Origin of the sequence: Streptomyces spectabilis, assembly GCF_008704795.1 — a bacterium.
GTDB lineage: Bacteria > Actinomycetota > Actinomycetes > Streptomycetales > Streptomycetaceae > Streptomyces > Streptomyces spectabilis.
Map to the genome: position 1 here is coordinate 7,331,533 of NZ_CP023690.1, position 19,125 is coordinate 7,350,657.

Consider the following 19,125-nt stretch of genomic DNA (forward strand, 5'->3'; position numbering starts at 1 on the left):
TGTGGTCCTCGTCTCGCTCGCGGCGCTCACGAAAGGGCGCTCTCGTCGGCCCGCGCGACCCAGGCGGCGAACCGCTCGCCGTCCGCGCGCTCGGCCTGGAAGCGTCCAAGGACCCGCTCCACGTAGTCCGGCAGCTCGGCGGACGTCACCTTCAGGCCGCGCACCTTGCGGCCGAACCCGGCCTCCAGGCCGAGGGCGCCGCCCAGGTGCACCTGGAAGCCCTCGACCTGGTCGCCGTTCTCGTCCAGGACGAGCTGGCCCTTGAGGCCGATGTCGGCGACCTGGATGCGCGCGCAGGCGTTCGGGCAGCCGTTGATGTTGATGGTGATCGGCTCGTCGAAGTCCGGGACGCGGCGCTCCAGTTCGTCGATGAGCGAGGCGCCGCGCGCCTTCGTCTCGACGATGGCGAGCTTGCAGAACTCGATGCCGGTGCAGGCCATGGTGCCGCGCCGGAAGGGGGAGGGGCGCACCGCAAGGTCGAGCGACTCCAGGCCCGCCACCAGGGAGGCGACCTGGTCCTCGGCCACGTCGAGGACCAGCATCTTCTGCTCGGCGGTGGTCCGCAGACGGCCCGAGCCGTGCCCGGCGGCGAGGTCGGCGATCTTCGTGAGCGTGGTGCCGTCGACGCGGCCGACGCGCGGGGCGAAGCCGACGTAGTAGTTGCCGTCCTGCTGCCGGTGCACGCCCACGTGGTCGCGCCAGCGCTGGAGGGGCTGCTCGGGCGCGGGCCCGTCGACGAGCTTGCGCAGCAGGTACTCGTCCTCCAGGACCCGGCGGAACTTCTCGGCTCCCCAGTCGGCGAGCAGGAACTTCAGCCGGGCGCGGGTGCGAAGGCGGCGGTAGCCGTAGTCGCGGAAGATCGAGATGACGCCCTCGTAGACGTCCGCCACCTCGTCGAGGGGCACCCAGGCGCCGAGCCGCTGGCCGATCTTGGGGTTGGTGGAGAGACCGCCGCCGACCCACAGGTCGAAGCCGGGCCCGTGCTCGGGGTGGCGCACGCCGACGAACGCGATGTCGTTGATCTCGTGCGCCACGTCGAGCAGCGGCGAGCCGGAGATCGCGGACTTGAACTTGCGCGGCAGGTTCGAGAACGCCGGGTTGCCGACGATGCGGCGGTGGATCTCGTCGATCGCGGGCGTGCCGTCGATGATCTCGTCCTCGGCGATCCCGGCGACGGGCGAGCCCAGGATGACGCGCGGGGTGTCGCCGCAGGCCTCGGTCGTGGACAGGCCCACGCCCTCCAGGCGGCGCCAGATCTCCGGCATGTCCTCGATGCGGATCCAGTGGTACTGGATGTTCTGCCGGTCGGTGATGTCGGCGGTGCCGCGCGCGAACTCCTGCGAGATCTCGCCGATGACGCGCAGCTGCTCGGTGGTCAGCCGCCCGCCGTCGATCCGCACCCGCAGCATGAAGTACTCGTCGTCCAGCTCCTCGGGCTCCAGGATCGCGGTCTTGCCGCCGTCGATCCCGGGCTTGCGCTGGGTGTAGAGGCCCCACCAGCGCATCCGGCCGCGCAGGTCGTTGGGGTCGATGGAGTCGAAGCCGCGCTTGGAGTAGATCGTCTCAATGCGTGTCCGCACATTGAGACCGTCGTCGTCCTTCTTGAACTGCTCGTTGCCGTTCAGCGGAGTGAAGTGACCGGCGGCCCACTGGCCCTCGCCACGGTGGCGGCCCGTCTTGCGGCGGGGTGCGGCAGGCGTGGATCGATCCGGGACGGTGGCCATGGGTGTGTCCTTCACGGCAGACTGAGAGCGGCTCTGACCTGCGCACTCGCGCAGAAGGCGCGGCGGTGCGCGGGGAGGGGTCAGTTCAGGGAAAGCGGCGGTGCTGGGTCTCTCAGCTCGCCGGACACATGGCGCTGGACACGCGAACGAGGTCGACGTGACGTCGACTCACCAAGGCGATTCCAGTGCGGGACATGGCGAAAGCGTGGCATGCGCCTTTCGGCACCGTCCACCACTGTCCATCCTGTGGACGAAGTTGTCTCGGATAGTGGACTCGGGTAGTTGTATGGGCGCTCCGCGCCTCGTCCTCAAACGCCGGACGGGCTGGATCCTCCAGCCCGTCCGGCGTTCACGGACGAGGCGCGGAGCGCCGGATTTCGTGGCTCAGGCCCCCGGCCACGGGCCCGGCGTCGGCTGCTCGGGCTGCTCGGACGTCTCCGTCTTGAAGAGCTTGAAGCCGCGCCGCGTGTAGTTGTCCATGGCGTGCTCGCCGTCCAGGCTGCACGTGTGGAGCCACACCCGCTCGGTGGGCGTCCGCTCCGGCCAGCGGTCGGCCAGGTCCCAGGCCCGGGCGGTGCCGTAGGACAGGAGGTGGCCGCCGATGCGGCGCCCCCGGAAGGCGGGGATCAGGCCGAAGTAGACGATCTCCACGACCCCGTCGTCCTGCGCGTCCAGCTCCACGTACCCGGCGGGCGTGCCCTTCTCGTACGCGACCCACGTCTCCACGCCCGGCCGCGTCAGCTGCTCCCGCCACTGCTCGTAGCTGAGCGAGAGACGGTCGATCCACTGGATGTCGCCGCCGACGGCGGAGTAGAGGAACCGGCTGAACTCGGGCGAGGGCACCTCGGCCCGCACGATCCGCACGTCGCCTTCCGGCTCGGCGGCGGGCCGCAGATCGGTGGGAGCGGTCTGCTCCAGGGACCAGGTGGTGACAGTGATGCTCATGGCGGCCAGGGAATCACGGGGCGGACCGGGGCCGCCACGAGGGGCGGGGCCCGCCCGGCACGGGCCTGACTCGTGTCACCGCGGCGGGGGTGCGGCTGCGGGCGCGCCCCCGGCCTCAGGGCCCCGCGCCCGCCCGGGCCCGTATCACCGCCGGGGCCATGGAGTGCGGAAGGAGTCGCGCCGCGTCGTCCGGCAGCACCAGATCGACGTCGGCCTCCTCGTGGAAGCGGTACGGGCGGTGCGCGACCAGGCCGCCCAGATAGCGCCGGACGCGCGACAGCTCGGCGCGGACCGTCACCGTGCGGCCGGGGTCGCCGAACAGGTCGGCGGCGAGCCCCGCCGCGCTGCGCCCCGCGCGCTGCGTGCCGAGGAGGTAGAGCAACTCGGCGTGGCGCGGGGAGAGTTCGTGCGTCCAGCAGCCCGCGCTGCCGCTGACGGTCACCGACCAGCGGCGCTCCCCGCTGACGTCCACCACCACCCGGGTCATGGCCGAGGTGGCGGCCACGGCGGCCTCGTCGTCCTCCACGCGCAGCAGCCAGCCGCCGGGCAGCGGCGCCACCGCGCACCGGCCGAGCGACGGCAGCCACGCCCGGCCGTCGGTCAGGGACTTGGGCAGCGTGATCCGGTCCACCGGCGGCATGCCGGTGACCGCCGCGGTCCAGCCGTGCGCGTCCACCGCCACGGCGCGCCCGTCGAGGCGGGCGAGGAGTGGCGCCGCCACCGAGCGCAGCCGGTCCAGGGCCGTCAGATGCCCCTCGCGCAGCCGGGCCTCGGCGAGCTTGGCGACCGAGCAGACCAGGGCGAGGGTCGCCGGATGCATGGTGTCGAGCGGGCCGCTGATGTCGACGACGCCGATCAGCCGCCCGTCGCGCGGGTCGGTGATGGGCGCGCCCGTGCACGTCCACGGGTGGTGCGAGCGCACGAAGTGCTCGGCGGCGAAGACCTGGACGGGCCGCCGGGTGACGATCGACGTGCCCACGCCGTTCGTGCCCACGACGGTCTCGCGCCAGTCGGCGCCGACGTCGAAGCCGTGCCCGTCGGCCATCTTGAGCACGGACTTGTTGCCCTCGCGCCACAGCAGCCGCCCGTCGGCGTCCGCGATCACCATGATGTGCTGGGCCACGTCCGCGACGGACAGCAGCCCTTCGCGCAGCACCGGCAGGATGGTCTTCAGGGGCGAGGTCTGCCGCCGCCGCTCCACCTCGTCCGTGCTCAGCACGCCCGTGCGGTGGTCCCGCTCGGGGTCGACGCCGTTCGCCAGCATCCGGTCCCACGACGCGCCGATGACGGGCCGCGGCCCGAACCTGGCGCGCTGCCCCGCGATCCGGGCGTCCCGCATCTCCATGAGCACCCGTGTGGCCTGGCCGGCGTTCGCGGCGGCGAGCCGCTCCAGGTCGAACGTGGCATGCGTGTTCATACCGGTTTCCTCCCGCTCTCCGAGCAGGCCCACAGCGCGGACACCTACTCATCGTGCCCGCTGGGGCAGGTCGAAGGACATGCTTCGGCCGTGTTGTTGAAGGCCGGAGTTGCAACCCCCTGCAACTCTGGCGAACAGTCGTGCGGTGTCCAAAACTTGGCAGCACGCCGCCCCGCGCGGCGCCCGTCCCGACGGGGACCTGAAGACCGGGGGTGGTGCCGTGTCGGCGCAGCACCACCCCCGTGACAGGGCCGCTCGGCAGCCCGTGCCGAGCGCCCCGGACGGCGGGGTCCGGCCGCCCGTCAGAGGTGCACGGCCGCCCGGTCCACGACCGCCCGCAGATCCAGGCTGTGCGGCAGCGTGCCGAACGCCGCGCCCCAGTCCCCGCCGAGCCGCGAGGCACAGAACGCGTCCGCGACGGCGGGCGGCGCGTGGCGCACGAGGAGCGAGCCCTGGAGCACCAGGGCCATCCGCTCGACCAGCCGCCGCGCCCGCGCCTCCACGCCCTGGAGATCGGCGAGCTCCGTGAGCAGGTCCTTGATCGCCGCGTCGAGGCGGTGGTCGGCGCCGCGCGCCGCGCCCACCTCCTCCAGGAACGCGTTCAGGGCCAGCGGCTCCCGCTGGAGCGCGCGCAGCACGTCGAGGGCCTGGACGTTCCCTGAGCCCTCCCAGATCGAGTTCAGCGGCGACTCGCGCAGCAGCCGCGGCATGCCCGAGTCCTCCACGTAGCCGTTGCCGCCCAGGCACTCCAGGGCCTCCGCGGCGAGGGGCGTGCTCCGCTTGGTCACCCAGTACTTGGCCGCGGGCACCGCGAGCCGCAGGAACGCCCGCTCGCGCTCGCTCCCGTCGTCGTACGCGGCGGCGAGGCGCAGCGCGAGCGTCGTCGCCGCCTCCGACTCCAGGGCCAGGTCCGCGAGGACGTTGCGCATCAGCGGCTTGTCGACGAGCTTGCCGCCGAACGCCTCCCGGTACGTGGCGTGGTGCACGGCCTGCGCGACGGCCTGCCGCATCAGCGCCGCCGAGCCGATCACACAGTCGAGCCGGGTCGCCGCCACCATCTCGATGATGGTGCGCACCCCGCGCCCCTCGTCCCCGACCCGCCGCGCCCACGTCCCGTCGAACTCGACCTCGCTGGAGGCGTTGGAGCGGTTTCCGAGTTTGTTCTTCAACCGCTGGATCGCGAACGCGTTCCGCGTCCCGTCGGCCAGGACCCGGGGCACCAGAAAACAGGTGAGTCCGGCCTCCGCTTGCGCGAGCACCAGGAATCCGTCGGACATGGGAGCGGAACAGAACCACTTGTGCCCGACGAGTTCATACGTGCCCTCCTCGGAAAGCGCGGTGGCACGCGTCGTATTCGCGCGTACGTCGCTTCCGCCCTGCTTCTCCGTCATTCCCATGCCGAAGAGCGCGCCCGCCTTCTGCGCGGCGGGCCGCAGCCCGTCGTCGTACACGGTCGACGTCAGGAGCGGCTCCCACTCGGCGGCAAGGGCCGGGTCGGTGCGCAGCGCCGGAACCGCCGCGTGCGTCATCGACACCGGGCACCCGTGTCCCGCCTCGGCCTGCGTCCACACCAGGAACCCGGCCGCGCGCCGCACGTGCCCGCCCGGCCTGTTCCAGGCGGAGGTCAGGCCCGCCGCGACGGCCTTGCCGAGTAGCCGGTGCCACGCCGGGTGGAAGGCGACTTCGTCGACACGGTTCCCATAACGGTCGTGTGTGTGCAGAACGGGTGGATTCTCGTTGGCGAGCGCCCCCCACTCCTGCGCCTGCGCGGAGCCCGCGGTGCGGCCGAGCAAGGAGAGTTCCGCGCGCGCGTCGTCGAGGAGCGACCCGTCGAGATGACGTTCGACGCCCTCGACGAGAGCCCGGTCGCACGTGAAGACGTCGTATCCCACCAGGGGCGGAGCCTGGTTGGTCACTGTGTGGGTGGTGGCTGCCATGCCGCTACGGTAAGGAGGTGCACCAGGCAAAAGAAACACCCGGGCGCCCACCGGGCCGCTGGAACCGGGCCCGCGCTCTTTACCGCAACGTCTCCAAGCGCAGGACCGCCTGGCTGCTGCTGAAGGACACCGTCAACTCCTGCATCGAGTACCGCATCCTGGGACTCGCTGCGGAAGCGGCGTTCTTCACGCTCCTTTCCGTGCCGCCGCTGCTCCTCAGCCTCATCGGACTCCTCGCCTACGTGGACCGGTGGACCGGCGCCCGCACGATCGAGAGCGTGGAGAACAACATCCTGGAAGCGGCCCGCACGATCCTGTCCGAAAAAGGCGTGCGCGAGATCGCTCAGCCGATCCTCGAAGACGTCATGAAGGTCGGCCGTCCGGACGTCGTCTCCATAGGGTTCCTGTTCGCCCTGTGGTCCGGCTCCCGCGCCGTCAACGTCTTCATCGACACCATCACCGTCATGTACGGACTCGACGGGGCCCGCGGCATCGTCAAGACCCGGCTGCTCGCCTTCGGGCTCTTCCTCGTTGCCCTGGTCATCGGCTCGGTGGCGCTGCCGCTGATGGTGGCGGGCCCGGACGCGGTGGTGAAGCTGGTCCCGGGCTCGACGACGGTCGTGCAGATCCTGTACTGGCCCGTGGTGATCCTGCTCTCCGTCGTCTTCCTGACCACGCTCTACCACGTGTCGGTTCCGGTGCGGTCGCCGTGGGTGGAGGACATGCCGGGCGCGCTCATCGCCCTCGGCATGTGGGTCCTCGGCAGCTTCCTGCTGCGCATCTATCTGACGAGCACGGTGGAGGGGCCCACCATCTACGGCTCCCTCGCGGCGCCCGTCGCCGTCCTGTTGTGGATCGGTGTGTCCGCTTTCGCCGTCCTCGTCGGCGCCGCCGTCAACGCGGCGATCGACCGGGTCTGGCCGTCTCTCCAGACGGCCGCGGCGCGGGCCGCGCAGGACCGGGTCAAGGAGGCCAGGGCGGCCGAGCTCATCGCCAGGGCCGCGGCGGCGCGGGCCGACGACGATCCCGACGACCCCGACATGCCCGCGGAGTTCCCCGAGCGCTGGTCCCGCTTCCTGCCCCCGGACGACGTCTCGGGCCGCCTCCGCGCCCACCACGCCAAACGGGACGACTCCCCGGACCTGTAGCGGCCCGCCCTCCCTTTACGGGCGGGCCGAGGCGGGGTTCAGTCCTTCCAGGCGCCCGCCTCCACCGCCTCGCGCACGAAATCGGAGAATTCCCGGGGCTCCCGTCCGAGCACCTCCCGAACGCCGTCCGAGACATGTGCGTTGCGCCCGTCCAGATTCGTCTCGAAAAGCTCGATCAGAAATTCCACTTCGCTTTCCGGAACGCCGAATTCGGTGAGTGAGGCACCGTATTCCCGCGCCCCCACGGGTACGTATGCGAGAGGGCGCCCGCTCGCCGCCGCCAGCTCCGCCACCGCGTCCCGGAAGGAGAGCGGCCGCGCCCCGCTCACCTCGATGATCCGCCCGGCGTACCGCTCCCCGGCGGCCAGCACCGCGACCACCACGTCCGCGATGTCCCGTACGTCGACGAACGGTTCGAGGACCTCGCCGGCGGGGAAGACGAGCTCCCCGGCCCGCAGTCCTTCGACGAGCGGGCCCTCACTGAAGTTCTGCATGAACCAACTGGCGCGGACGACCGTCCACCGGGCGACCCCGGAGTCCGCGAGGGCACGCTCCGTGGCGTGCGCCTGGTCCTCGCCGCGCGCGGAGAGCAGCACGAGGTGCCGCACGCCCAGCTCCGCGGCCCGCCGGGCGAGTGCGCCCACGGCGTCCGCCGCGCCGGGCGCGCCGACGTCGGGGAGGTAGGCGAGGGAGGCCGCGTCGGCGCCGTGCAGCGCGTGGTCCCAGGTAGAGCGTTCGTTCCAGTCGAAGCGGACCTCGCCGGAGCGGGAGGCGGCCCGCACGGTGTGCCCCGCCGCGCGGGCGGCCTGCGCGACCCGGCTGCCGGTGCGCCCGGTGGCCCCGGTCACGAGGACCGTGAGAGCGGTGCCGGTGGCCGGGTCGTCCGTCGTGTGCTGCGCGTTCGTCGTCATGCCCTGAAGTCAACTGCCGCCAGGGCCCCGCGGCCATCCGTCAGGAACTCGCCCCCATACGCGTGCGTCTACGCTGCCCCCATGGACGTACTCGCCGGCTTGTTGGAGGGCCCGCGCGCACGGGGGGCCTTCATGATCAAGGCGTGCTTCGAGCCGCCGTGGGCCGTGCGCATCGCGGACGAGGCTCCGGTCTCGGTCATGATCATGGTGCGGGGCGACGCCTGGATCGTCCCCGAAGGCCCCGCAGGGCCGGTGCCCCAGCTCGTCCGCCCCGGCGACGTGGCCATCGCCCGCGGCCCCGACCACTACCTCGTCGCGGGCGAGCGGGACACCCGGCCCTTCGCGGAGATCCGGCCCGGCCAGGCCTGCGTGCCCCTGAACGGCGCCGCGGACGACCACTACGCGCGCTTCGGGATGCGCGCGTGGGGCCAGCCCGGCGGCCCGGTCCAGATGCTGATCGGGACGTACCAGATGCGGGGCGAGATCACCGCGCGGCTCCTGGACGCGCTACCGCCGCTGCTCGTGCTGCCCACCGAGGTGTGGGACTGCCCCCTGACGCCGTTCCTCGCCGAGGAGATCGGCAAGGACGAGCCGGGCCAGGAGGTGGTCCTCGACCGGCTGCTCGACCTGCTGCTCATCGCGGCCCTGCGCGCGTGGTTCTCCCGCCCGGAGGCGGCCGCCCCCGCCTGGTACCGGGCGCTCGGCGACCCGGTGGTCGGCCCGGTCCTGCGGCTCCTCCAGGACGACCCCGCGCACGCCTGGACGGTGGCCTCGCTCGCCGCGAAGGCGGGCGTGTCGCGGGCCTCGCTCGCCCGCCGCTTCACCGAGCTCGTGGGCGAGCCCCCGATGACGTATCTGACGGGCTGGCGGCTCGCGCTCGCCGCGGACCTGCTGCGCGACAGCGAGCAGACGATCGCCGCGATCGCCCGCAAGGTCGGCTACGGCAGCGCGTTCGCGCTGTCCAGCGCCTTCAAACGGGTGTACGGCGTCAGCCCGCAGGAGCACCGCACGGGCGCGGCGTAGCCTGGGGACCATGGCCGCGGGGGAGCGGGGCGAGAAGACCGCCGGGTACGCCGAGCGGCCCTCGCCGCTGCTGCCCGGCGCCGTCGTGTGGACCAAGACCGCGCACCCCTCGGGCGGCGGCTCCGCCGTCCTGCCCGACGGGTGCATGGACCTGCTGTGGACCGAGGGCAGGCTGTTCGTCGCGGGCCCGGACACCCGCGCCCACGCGCCCGGCACCGCGGCGCCCCCGGGCCGCTACGCCGGCATCCGCTTCGCCCCCGGCACGGCCCCGGCCGTCCTCGGCGTCCCCGCGCACGAACTGCGGGACCGGCGCGTCGACCTCGCGGACCTGTGGAGCGCCGCCGAGGTCCGCCGTCTGACCGCGCGCGTGGACGCGGCCGCCGACCCCTTGGCCGCCCTGGAGCGCCTCGCGTACGAGCGCACGGACCGCGCCCCGGCCCCCGACCCGCTGCTCGCCCGCGTCGTGGCGCATCTGAACGCGGGCCGCGGCGTCGCCGAGACGGCCGCCGCCGTGGGGCTCGGCGCGCGCCAACTGCACCGCCGCGCGCTGCCCGCCTTCGGCTACGGCCCCAAGACGCTGGCCCGCGTGCTGCGCCTCCAGCGGGCGCTCGCACTGGCCCGCGACGGCCTTGGCCAGGCCGAGACGGCAGCCGCCGCGGGCTTCGCCGACCAGGCCCATCTGGCCCGGGACGTCAAGGAGTTGACGGGCATGCCGCTGGGGCTGCTGTTGGGCGGCGCCCCGTAGGAGCGCGGGGAAATGCGCGACCAGCCACGACGAACCCGCAGATCAAGCGAACAGATCGGCCCCGTTGCCGTCCGGGTCGAGCACCACCGCGTACCGCTGCCCCCACGGCGCGTCGAACGGCTTCAGCTCCGAGCGGTATCCGGCCGCCACCAGCTCCTCGTACACCGCGTCCACGCCCGCGGACGTGCCGCAGTGGAAGGCGAGCCCGAGCCGCCCGGAGTCGGCGGGGGGCTGCCAGCCGGGCATGAAGGACCGGAGGGTGTCCTCGGTGTCGAAGGCCACCCGCAGACCGCCCGGCAGGGTGGTCTCCACATGCGGAGCCTCCTCGGAGCCGGCCTCGAACACGAGGCCGAGCCGGCGGTAGAAGGCCAGCGATGCCGCCATGTCGGAGGTGACGATGCCGATCAGATCGAGCCGGGGCGTGACGTGGGGTGTGCTGCTTTCGCTGTTCATGCCGGGAGCGTAGGCGGGGCGCCCACCCGTGGTCTTGAAGGAAACGGACACCACCGGGCAGGCGCACCTGGCTCCCTCACCGGCCCGGTTCGGCCACCGAGAAGGTGAGGGCGAACTCCGCGAAGGAGGCGCGCAGTTCGTACTGCGGAAGGACGCCGGGCCCGCACGACTGGGAGCCGATGCCGCGCTGCCCGTGGTCCAGGTGCACCCACAGCGTGTCGCCCGGCACGAGGTCGGTGCGGTGCGTGGCGGCGTCCAGTTCCTCGGTGGACCACGGGCGCGCCGTGAACCAGAACGCGGGATCGCCCACGATCCGCACCCCCGGCCCGTCGAAGCCCGTGCGCAGCTCCGCCCAGCGCACGTCCGCGCGGGCCCCGTTCTCCTGCGGCCGCAGGTAGGGCGTCTGCAACTGCTCCACCCACGACGACCACCACCCCATCCGGGCGGCCGCCCGGGTGTCCGGGTACGCCTCGCCCGCGCTGCCGAACCAGTGCGCGAGCCGGTGGACCGCGGGCAGGCCGAGCCGCACGCCGAGCCGGGGCAGCGGTGCCTCCCAGTCGCCCTCCGGCGTCACCGACACGGCCAGGCGCAGCGCCGTGCCGTCGGACGTCCAGCGGTAGACGGTGCGAAGCGCGAGGTCGCGGGCGGCGGGCGCCACGCGGGTGCGCACCGTCAGCGCGTCCTCCTCCACCTCCAGGCCGTCGATCCGGTGGTGCATCCGGTGCAGGCCGAGCGCGCGCCACAGCGGGCCGTAGCGGGTGTCGGGCTGCCACGGCGCGCCGTCGTCGTTGTCGGTGGGCGCCCGCCACACGTCCAGGCGCGGCGCGGAGCGCAGCGTGATGTCGCCGAGGGCGCGCAGCTCGCCGGTGCGGACGTCGAAGCGGCCGGGCCCGAGCGTCAGGTCGTAGCCGCGGCGGCGCGGCCGCGCACCCGTGGCGACCGGCACGGGCGGGCGCGCGGTGACGGGGAAGTCGGCGAACGCCACCGAGTGGTCGAGGGCCGCCCAGTTGGTCTCCTCGCAGACGAGCGCCGCCAGGTGCAGCCAGGTCTCGGCGTCCCGCGCGGTGGCGGGCGGCTCCGGCAGCTTCAGCTCGACGCTCTGCCCGGGCCCGAGGTCCGGCGGCACGTCCAGGGGCCCGGAGACCGAAGGGACGTCGCCGCCGGTGCCGGCCGCCGCGTCGGAGTGGTACGTCCACTCGAAGGAGAGGTCCGACAGGTCGGCGAAGTCGTACAGGTTGGTCACCCGGACCGTGCCGGTGTCCGCGTCGTAGGCGAACCGCACCGGCTGGATCACCCGCTTGTACTCGGTCAGGCCCGGCGAGGGTCTGCGGTCGGGGAAGCACAGGCCGTCGCAGACGAAGTTCCCGTCGTGCAGCTCCTCGCCGAAGTCACCGCCGTAGGCGTAGCCGAGCGTGGGGTGGGTGAGGCCGTGGTCGGTCCACTCCCACACGAACCCGCCCTGCAGGCGCTCGTACGTCTCGAACAGGCGCTGGTAGTCGCTCAGTCCGCCGGGGCCGTTGCCCATCGCGTGCGCGTACTCGCACAGGATGAAGGGCAGCGCGCCGCGCGCCTGCGGGCCGCCGTCCTCGCGGCGGCCGATCCGCTCGACCTCGGCGTGGTCGGCGTACATGCGCGAGTACATGTCGGTGTCCGCGCACGACGGGTCGCCCTCGTAGTGCAGCAGCCGCCCCGGGTCGCGGGCGCGGATCCACTCGGCCATGGCGGTCAGGCCGCGCCCGGTGCCGCACTCGTTGCCGAGCGACCAGATGACGACCGACGGGTGGTTCTTGTCGCGCTCGACGGTGCGGGCCGCGCGGTCGAGGAGCGCCGGGGTCCAGCGCTCGTCGTCGACCGGATTGCCGCGCCACTGCCGCATCGTGAAGCCGTGCGTCTCCAGGTCGCACTCGTCGATGACCCACAGGCCGAGCTCGTCGCACAGGTCGAGGAAGGCGGGGTGCGGCGGGTAGTGGGCGGTGCGGACGGCGTTGATGTTGTGCATCTTCATCAGCCGGACGTCGGTGCGCATGGTGTCGATGTCGACCGCGCGTCCGGTCTCCGGGTGGAACTCGTGCCGGTTCACGCCGCGGAACAGGATCGGCCGCCCGTTCACGGTGATCAGGCCGTCCTTCAGGGCGACCGTACGGAACCCGATGCGCAGCGGCACCCGCTCGCCCGGCGTGGCGAGGACCCCGTCGTACAGGCGCGGCCGCTCCGCCGACCACGGCTCCACCGCCACCGTCGCGCTCTCGCCGGTGGCGATGTCGATGCCCAGCTCCGGCACGGTCACGCGCCCCGCGACGTCCGACTCCACGCGGAGCGTGCCGGTGCCGTCGCGGTGGTCGTACGACGCGTGCGTGAAGTGGTCGCGCACGGCGCCCTCGGGCCGGTGCGTCAGCGTGACGTCGCGGAAGACGCCCGGCAGCCACCACTGGTCCTGGTCCTCCAGGTACGACCCCGACGACCACTGGTGCACCCGCACCGCGAGCACGTTGTCGCGGGGCCTGAGCAGCGCGCCCACCGCGAACTCGTGGGGCAGGCGCGACCCCTTGAACTCGCCCAGGAGCGAGCCGTTGAGCCACACCCGCGCACACGACTCGACGCCGTCGAACCGCAGCGTGGCGTCGCCGCCCGCGGGCCAGTCGTCGGGCAGGTCGAAGCCGCGCAGGTGGTCACCCGTCGGATTCTCGGTCGGCACCCGCGGCGGATCCACGGGAAACGGATACATCTGGTTCGTGTAGACCGGCGCGCCGTGGCCCTGCAGCACCCAGTGCCCGGGCACCACGACCTCGTGCCAGGCCGTCGCGTCGAACCCGTCGGCGGCGAACGACTCGTCCTCGACCGCGGCCCCGGGCGAGAGCCGGAACCGCCAGCTGCCGTTCAGCGAGAGCACGGCGGCGTCCGACCCCGCGTACCACGCACGCGGCGGCAGACCGCCGGTACCGGGGGACACGTCCTCGTGGTAGGAGAGCTCCATGCCTCCATCAGAACGTGCGGGGGCACCGCCGCTCAATCATTTCGGGGCGGGCGTTGTTGGATTTCTGCCGGGGGGCTTGGACGGGGTGCCGCCGGGGTGGCGGCCGGGTGGCGGGCCGACGGCGGGCGGGTGACCGGCGGGCGGCGCGGGGGCGGTGTGCGGCCGTGCCGTCGGAAGTCGACAGAAGCCGTCGGAAGCCGTCGGAAGCCATTGGAAGCCGTCGGAAAAGGAGTGGCGTGGCGTCGGCGGGCGGGTCTAGAGTCCTGTCCGTTCCCCGGTGGCGTGTGTCGCCGCCGCAGGTCGAGTCGTGAGTGGAGGTGTGATCAATGGCTGTCGTTGCGATGGGTGTTGCCCGCGTTCGGACGTTCGTCATCACATCCACCTCCGTGGTCTCCGGCTGACCTCTCTCCGCGTCTTTCGCCGCGCCGTCGTGCGCGGGCCGGGGCCACCCTTGTGAAGGGTTCTCCCCTTGTCTTCGTCTTCTTCCGACTTCTCCTCCTCGTCCTCTTCCGCCCCGTCGGCCGTCGGCGCCCACGCGCTCGCCGCGTACGGCTGGGACGAGGACTGGGAGGCCGCCTTCGCCCCGTACGCGGAGCGCGGGCTGCTGCCCGGCCGGGTGATCCGGGTCGACCGGGGCAGCTGCGACCTGGTCGTCACCGAGGAAGGTGTCATCCGGGCCGACACCACCTACGTCACGCCGCACGACCCGCTGCGGGTCATCTGCACCGGGGACTGGGCGGCCGTGGACGCGCCCGGCGGCGACCCGCGGTACGTGCGCGACTATCTGCCGCGGCGCACCTCGTTCGTGCGGTCCACCTCCTCCAAGCGGTCCGAGGGGCAGATCCTCGCCGCCAACGTCGACCACGCGGTCATCGCCGTGTCCCTGGCGGCCGAGCTCGACCTCGGGCGCGTCGAGCGGTTCCTCGCGCTCGGCTGGGAGTCAGGGGCGCAGCCCGTCGTCGTGCTCACCAAGGCCGACCTCGTGCCCGACGCCGCGTCGCTCGGCCACCTCGTGCAGGACGTGGAGACCGCCGCGCCCGGCGTGCCGGTGCTGCCCGTCAGCGCGGCGCGGGGGGACGGCGTCGACGTGCTCGCCGCCGTGGTCTCCGGCGGCACCTCCGTCCTGCTCGGGCAGTCGGGCGCGGGCAAGTCCACCCTCGCCAACGCGCTCGCGGGCGCCGACGTCATGGACGTGCGGGCCGTCCGCGATGTCGACGGCAAGGGACGGCACACCACCACCACCCGCAACCTCATCCCGCTGCCCGGCGGCGGTGTCCTCATCGACACGCCGGGGCTGCGCGGCGTCGGCCTGTGGGACGCCGGGAGCGGCGTCGGGCAGGTCTTCGCCGAGATCGAGGAACTGGCCGGGGGCTGCCGCTTCCAGGACTGCGCACACGTCGCGGAGCCCGGTTGCGCGGTGCTCGCCGCCCTGGAGGACGGCACGCTGCACGAGCGGCGCCTCGACAGCTACCGGAAGCTGCTGCGCGAGAACCAGCGGATCGTCGCGAAGACGGACGCGCGGGTGCGGGCGGAGATGCGGCGCGAGTGGCGGCGGCGGGGGGCCGAGGGCAAGGCCGCGATGGAGGCCAAGCGGGGGCGGCTCCGGTAGCGCCTCCGTTTCGGGCTCGGGGGTACCCCCCCGGCTGCCCCGGGACCGGCCCCGGTCGTGCGGTGGCTCGGCGCCCGGGGCTGTGCCCACCCGTTCCGCCCTGCGGGACGATTGCCCACAGCGGACTACGTGTCCGATTTCCGCTAGCCGGTGTCCGGGGCGCCGCTCACACTGGACGTGTGAACGATCTCGACACCAGGTACGAAGCCGTCCGCAGTCGCGATGCCCGGTTCGACGGGGAGTTCTTCTTCGCCGTGTCCACGACCGGGATCTACTGTCGGCCGAGCTGTCCCGCCGTGACGCCCAAGCGGCAGAACGTGAAGTTCTATCCGACGGCCGCCGCCGCGCAGAGCCAGGGTTTCCGGGCCTGTCGGCGGTGCCGCCCGGACGCCGTGCCGGGGTCCGCGGAGTGGAACGTACGCGCGGACGTCGTGGGCCGCGCCATGCGGATGATCGGCGACGGGGTCGTGGACCGCGAGGGCGTGGGCGGGCTCGCGGTGCGGCTCGGGTACAGCGCCCGGCAGGTGCAGCGCCAGCTCACCGCCGAGGTGGGCGCGGGCCCCGTCGCGCTCGCCCGGGCACAGCGCGCGCACACCGCGCGCGTGCTGCTCCAGACCACCGACCTGCCGGTCACGGAGATCGCGTTCGCGGCGGGCTTCGCGAGCGTGCGGCAGTTCAACGACACCATCCGCGCCGTGTACGCGCTGACGCCGACCGCCCTGCGCGCCGCCGCGCCCAAGCGGGGCGGCGGCCGGGCCACGCCCGCCGCGGGCATCCCGCTGCGGCTCGCCTACCGCGGGCCCTACCAGACCGTCGCCGCCTTCGACCTGCTGGCCGACGAGGCGCTGCCCGGCGTGGAGGACATGCGCGGCGAGCGCGGCACCCGCACCTACCGGCGCACGCTGCGCCTCCCGCACGCCTCGGGCATCGTGGCCGTCGAGGAGCGCGACCCGCGCAGGCGCGGCGACGCCGGGCAGGGCGGCTGGCTCGAAGCCCGGCTGCACCTGACGGACCTGCGGGACCTGACCACGGCCGTGCAGCGGCTGCGCGGTCTGTTCGACCTGGACGCCGACCCGTACGCCGTCGACGACCGGCTCGGCGCGCACGCCCGCCTCGCGCCGTTGGTGCGGGCCCGGCCGGGGCTGCGGTCGCCGGGCGCAGCGGACCCCGAGGAGTTCGCGATCCGCGCGGCCGTGGGCCCGGAGGCCGCCGCGCGGATCGTCGCGGAGCACGGCACGCCGCTGGCGTCCCCGTGCGGCGCGCTCACGCACGTCTTCCCCGAGCCCGCGGCCCTGGCCGACCGCCTTCCGCTCGCGGCCGCGCTCGCCGAGGGCGTCGTACGCCTGGACGCGGGCGTGGACCGCGACGACGCCGAGCGGCGGCTGCTCGCCGTGGACGGCGTGGACGCGACGGCGGCCGCCGTCATCCGCATGCGGGCGCTGGGTGACCCGGACGTGGCCCTGCCGGGGGAGCGGGTGGACGACGCGTGGCGGCCCTGGCGGTCGTACGCGGTGCGGCACTTGCGCGCGCAGGCGCGTACGGAGCCGTCAGGGCCGTCGGTCACCGGCTGAGTCCCGCGGGACGCCGGGCGCGGCGCAGCGCGTACCAGCCCGACGCGACGAGGGCCGCCGCGAGGGCCGCGGCCGATGCCACCGTCACGCCGGTGGAGGCGAGGCTGCCGCCGGTGGGGGAGGTGGTGTCGGACCCGCCGCCCACCGAGCCGCCGCCGGGCCCGCCGCCACTGCCGCCCCCGGACCCGCCGGTGGTCCCGGAGCCGGATCCGCCCGCCGAGCCGTCGCCGGGGTCGTCGCCCCCGCCGCCGGTGTCGCCTCCTTCGCCTCCGTCGTCCCCGTCGCCTCCGTCGTCCGCGAACGTCACCGGTACCCGTACGTCCTGCGACCGGTCGCCCGGACGCGTGTGGTCGGCGCGGGTGGCGAGCACGCACCGCGTCGTGAGGCAGTCGGTGTACGCGTCCTTCGCGTCGAGGGTCAGGCCGACCTCGAAGGAGCCGTTCTCGCCGTAGGGCGTGGCGAGGTCGCCGCCGTGCGGCGGCGGGTCGTCGGAGATCCACGCCGAGGACTTGGCGCCGCCGGTGGTGGCCGCCCCGCCCACGCAGGGCGTCGGCGTCCTGCCGGGGCCGTTGTCGACGCAGAGGGCGACGTAGATGCCCTTCTTGCGGTCGTAGCCGGTGCCGGTGACCGTCACCTTCTGGTCGTGCGGCGCGAGGCCGCGCACCGGGGTGACCGTGAGCCTCTGGCCGTCGGGGCCGGTGGCGGAGCCCTCGTCGCCCGGTCGCGCGCCCTCGACCGTCAGGGTCGCGGGCTCGGTGTGCGCGGTGCCCGCGTCGTTGCCGAACTCGGCGCGGAAGAGGTGACCGTCCTGGGCGGTGCGGGCCGTGAAGGTGTACGAGGCGGTGGTCGCGCCCTCGACGGCGCGCCAGGAGCGGCCGCCGTCCGTGCTGCGCTGCCAGCGCGCGACCGGCTCGGGGGAGCCCTCGGCGCGGGCCTCTAGCGTGACCTCGGCGCCGTCCTTCGCCGTGACGTCCTCGGGCGACTCGGTGACGCGCGGTGGCGTCGCGCGGACGATCCGGGTGACGCGGCCCTGGGCGGGGCTGGTGACGAAGACCTCGGCGCCGCCCGGCGCCACCGCGACGGCTGCGGCGCCCAGTTGGGCGACGTTGCCGTGCAGCGGCACCGGCTTCGCGGCGGGCTTCAGGGTGCCGGTGTCGAGGACCGTCAGGGCGCCTTGCCCGTCGTACCCGGGCGCGTCCGGGTCGCCGACGTCCTGCCAGGCGACGTACGCGCGGCCGCCGTCGAAGGCCACGTCCCGGGCGAGGTCGGTGCCGGTGAGGGTGGTGCGCGCGGTGCCGTCCGCGCCGAACACCATGATCTTGTCCTGGCGGCCCACCCACACCGCGCCCGTGTCCGGATCGACAGCGGTGAAGCCCTCCGCCCCCTCGGCGACGGGGAGTTCGACGGTCCTGGTCACCGTGAAGGAGTCGGTGTCGACGCGGTACAGGCGGTTGTTCGCGAGGTCGGCCGACCACACCGCCTCGCGGCGCGCGTCGACGGCGAACTGCCCGCCGCCCGCGAGGGTCACCGTCCGCGCGGCCGCGCCGGTGGCCGTGTCGACCTCCGCGAGGTCCGTGCCCTGGGCGACCAGCGTCGTACCGGCGGCGACGCCCGGTCCGACGTCCGTCACCTTGGCGCCCGGCAGCCAGACGCCCTTCGCCTCCGGGTCGCCGCCCCTGGCCGTGCCGAGGCCCTTGAGCGGGTAGTGGAAGACGACGCCGTCGCCGGGCAGCGGCCCCGCGATGCGGCGCACGGCCGCCTCGCGGGGCGCGCCCGTGGAGCCGGGCGCCTTGGCGGTGTGGCCGCGTACGGTGCCGTCGGCGCGGTCCAGGACGTACAGGCCCATCTCGTTGACGTCCGCTGTGCCCGCGTCGTCGTCGGAGCCGACGTAGAGCTTGCCGGACTCGGGGTGGACCAGGACGTCGAGGGGTCTGCCCGCCGTGGCGAAGTCGGCGGCGCGGTGGTAACCGAGCCCGCCCGCCGGGGAGTTCGCTCCGTCGGCGGCCGGCGCGAACCCCGCGAAGGGCACCGCGAGCGCGGCGAGGGTCGCCGCCGCCGCGGTCAGGGGAAGGTGGCGTCTCATGGCGGCGGCGGTCCCGCCTACTGGAAGGTGACCGGGATGTGTACGTCGTACTTGCGGTCGCCGGAGTCGAAGTGGTCGGCGCGCGTCACGATGGCGCACTCCACCGTCTCGCCGCAGACTTTGCCGCCGCCGAGGTCGGCCTTCACGTGGATCTTCACCGAGAAGCTGCCGTTCGCGCCGAAGCGGGAGCTGTTGGGCACGGTGCCGCCGCCGGTGTTGGACACCCAGTGCGAGGCGCCGGTGGTGCCGGACTGGTCCTGGCCGCCGAGGCACGGGGTCGGCTTGTTGGCGCCGGGCGCGCCGTCGACGGCGCACAGGCCGACGTAGACGCCCTGCCCGGTGTTGTAACCGGTGCCGGACACGGTGACGTTGGCGCCCCCGGCCGCCGCCGAGTTCGGTCCCGTCAGGGCGAGCTGGTATGTCTTGCCGCCGTCGGTGATCGTTCTTTTCGCGGTGACGTCGGCGGCGGACGCCGAACTCGCGAGGGCGACGGTGAGCGCGGCCGCCATGAGCGGGGCGGCGGGCAGGAGGGCACGGGTACGCGTACGCATGGGTGCGGGCACCTTTCTGGGCCGAGCGACACCC

Annotated in this window: 15 protein-coding genes; 5 read left to right on the forward strand and 10 right to left on the reverse strand. The window is 73.9% G+C overall.

Annotation, left to right across the window (positions count from 1 at the left end; translation table 11 throughout):
* Window positions 1-26 precede the first annotated feature (26 nt).
* The 5 genes from CP982_RS32120 to CP982_RS32135 form a co-directional block, all read right to left on the reverse strand.
* Window positions 27-1,724, reverse strand: coding sequence for a nitrite/sulfite reductase (locus CP982_RS32120; RefSeq protein ID WP_150513647.1), 1,698 nt, complete (start codon window positions 1,722-1,724; stop codon window positions 27-29).
* A gap of 112 nt (window positions 1,725-1,836) precedes the next feature.
* Complete coding sequence (locus CP982_RS43145; RefSeq protein WP_311775233.1) at window positions 1,837-1,920, reverse strand: putative leader peptide; 84 nt, start codon at window positions 1,918-1,920, stop codon at window positions 1,837-1,839.
* Window positions 1,921-2,108: 188 nt separating this feature from the next.
* On the reverse strand, window positions 2,109-2,669 hold the full coding sequence (locus CP982_RS32125) for a GNAT family N-acetyltransferase (protein WP_150513648.1): 561 nt from the start codon (window positions 2,667-2,669) through the stop codon (window positions 2,109-2,111).
* Between the two features lie 115 nt (window positions 2,670-2,784).
* On the reverse strand, window positions 2,785-4,086 hold the full coding sequence (locus CP982_RS32130) for a GAF domain-containing protein (RefSeq protein WP_150513649.1): 1,302 nt from the start codon (window positions 4,084-4,086) through the stop codon (window positions 2,785-2,787).
* Between the two features lie 302 nt (window positions 4,087-4,388).
* Complete coding sequence (locus CP982_RS32135) at window positions 4,389-6,023, reverse strand: acyl-CoA dehydrogenase family protein (RefSeq protein WP_150513650.1); 1,635 nt, start codon at window positions 6,021-6,023, stop codon at window positions 4,389-4,391.
* A gap of 17 nt (window positions 6,024-6,040) precedes the next feature.
* Between CP982_RS32135 and CP982_RS32140 the strand changes: the two genes are divergently transcribed.
* Complete coding sequence (locus tag CP982_RS32140; RefSeq protein ID WP_150513651.1) at window positions 6,041-7,171, forward strand: YihY/virulence factor BrkB family protein; 1,131 nt, start codon at window positions 6,041-6,043, stop codon at window positions 7,169-7,171.
* A gap of 38 nt (window positions 7,172-7,209) precedes the next feature.
* On the opposite strand, the gene CP982_RS32145 is transcribed toward CP982_RS32140, so the two are convergent.
* Window positions 7,210-8,082: an NmrA family NAD(P)-binding protein gene (locus CP982_RS32145; RefSeq protein WP_150513652.1), complete on the reverse strand. Its 873-nt coding sequence runs from the start codon at window positions 8,080-8,082 to the stop codon at window positions 7,210-7,212.
* Between the two features lie 81 nt (window positions 8,083-8,163).
* Between CP982_RS32145 and CP982_RS32150 the strand changes: the two genes are divergently transcribed.
* Window positions 8,164-9,105 carry an AraC family transcriptional regulator gene (locus CP982_RS32150; protein WP_150513653.1) on the forward strand — a complete coding sequence of 314 codons (942 nt, stop codon included), beginning with the start codon at window positions 8,164-8,166 and terminating at the stop codon, window positions 9,103-9,105.
* A gap of 10 nt (window positions 9,106-9,115) precedes the next feature.
* Window positions 9,116-9,850, forward strand: a complete 735-nt coding sequence (locus tag CP982_RS32155) for a helix-turn-helix domain-containing protein (RefSeq protein ID WP_150513654.1) — start codon at window positions 9,116-9,118, stop codon at window positions 9,848-9,850.
* Window positions 9,851-9,892: 42 nt separating this feature from the next.
* Here CP982_RS32155 and CP982_RS32160 read toward each other — a convergent pair whose 3' ends face one another.
* Window positions 9,893-10,303 (reverse strand): VOC family protein, encoded by a 411-nt coding sequence (locus CP982_RS32160; RefSeq protein ID WP_150513655.1) that lies wholly within the window; start codon window positions 10,301-10,303, stop codon window positions 9,893-9,895.
* Between the two features lie 76 nt (window positions 10,304-10,379).
* Complete coding sequence (locus CP982_RS32165; protein ID WP_150513656.1) at window positions 10,380-13,277, reverse strand: glycoside hydrolase family 2 TIM barrel-domain containing protein; 2,898 nt, start codon at window positions 13,275-13,277, stop codon at window positions 10,380-10,382.
* A gap of 469 nt (window positions 13,278-13,746) precedes the next feature.
* On the opposite strand from CP982_RS32165, the gene rsgA reads away from it, so the two are divergent.
* The gene (gene rsgA / locus CP982_RS32170) at window positions 13,747-14,886 is read left to right on the forward strand and encodes a ribosome small subunit-dependent GTPase A (RefSeq protein WP_150513657.1); all 1,140 of its coding nucleotides are present in this window, start codon (window positions 13,747-13,749) and stop codon (window positions 14,884-14,886) included.
* Window positions 14,887-15,065: 179 nt separating this feature from the next.
* Window positions 15,066-16,457 carry a bifunctional transcriptional activator/DNA repair enzyme AdaA gene (locus CP982_RS32175; protein WP_150513658.1) on the forward strand — a complete coding sequence of 464 codons (1,392 nt, stop codon included), beginning with the start codon at window positions 15,066-15,068 and terminating at the stop codon, window positions 16,455-16,457.
* Here the strand turns inward: CP982_RS32175 and CP982_RS41905 are convergent.
* Window positions 16,447-18,540 carry an immunoglobulin domain-containing protein gene (locus tag CP982_RS41905; protein WP_170316298.1) on the reverse strand — a complete coding sequence of 698 codons (2,094 nt, stop codon included), beginning with the start codon at window positions 18,538-18,540 and terminating at the stop codon, window positions 16,447-16,449. The genes CP982_RS32175 and CP982_RS41905 overlap by 11 nt on opposite strands.
* Window positions 18,541-18,557: 17 nt before the next feature.
* Complete coding sequence (locus CP982_RS32180; RefSeq protein WP_150513659.1) at window positions 18,558-19,091, reverse strand: hypothetical protein; 534 nt, start codon at window positions 19,089-19,091, stop codon at window positions 18,558-18,560.
* Between the last annotated feature and the right edge of the window lie 34 nt (window positions 19,092-19,125).

Excerpts from the sequence above, each read along its gene's own strand:
- CP982_RS32120 (WP_150513647.1), bottom strand. The coding sequence starts at position 1,724 with ATGGCCACCGTCCCGGATCGATCCACGCCTGCCGCACCCCGCCGCAAG.
- CP982_RS43145 (WP_311775233.1), bottom strand. The coding sequence starts at position 1,920 with ATGTCCCGCACTGGAATCGCCTTGGTGAGTCGACGTCACGTCGACCTC.
- CP982_RS32125 (WP_150513648.1), bottom strand. The coding sequence starts at position 2,669 with ATGAGCATCACTGTCACCACCTGGTCCCTGGAGCAGACCGCTCCCACC.
- CP982_RS32130 (WP_150513649.1), bottom strand. The coding sequence starts at position 4,086 with ATGAACACGCATGCCACGTTCGACCTGGAGCGGCTCGCCGCCGCGAAC.
- CP982_RS32135 (WP_150513650.1), bottom strand. The coding sequence starts at position 6,023 with ATGGCAGCCACCACCCACACAGTGACCAACCAGGCTCCGCCCCTGGTG.
- CP982_RS32145 (WP_150513652.1), bottom strand. The coding sequence starts at position 8,082 with ATGACGACGAACGCGCAGCACACGACGGACGACCCGGCCACCGGCACC.
- CP982_RS32150 (WP_150513653.1), top strand. The coding sequence starts at position 8,164 with ATGGACGTACTCGCCGGCTTGTTGGAGGGCCCGCGCGCACGGGGGGCC.
- CP982_RS32155 (WP_150513654.1), top strand. The coding sequence starts at position 9,116 with ATGGCCGCGGGGGAGCGGGGCGAGAAGACCGCCGGGTACGCCGAGCGG.
- CP982_RS32160 (WP_150513655.1), bottom strand. The coding sequence starts at position 10,303 with ATGAACAGCGAAAGCAGCACACCCCACGTCACGCCCCGGCTCGATCTG.
- CP982_RS32165 (WP_150513656.1), bottom strand. The coding sequence starts at position 13,277 with ATGGAGCTCTCCTACCACGAGGACGTGTCCCCCGGTACCGGCGGTCTG.
- CP982_RS41905 (WP_170316298.1), bottom strand. The coding sequence starts at position 18,540 with ATGAGACGCCACCTTCCCCTGACCGCGGCGGCGGCGACCCTCGCCGCG.
- CP982_RS32180 (WP_150513659.1), bottom strand. The coding sequence starts at position 19,091 with ATGCGTACGCGTACCCGTGCCCTCCTGCCCGCCGCCCCGCTCATGGCG.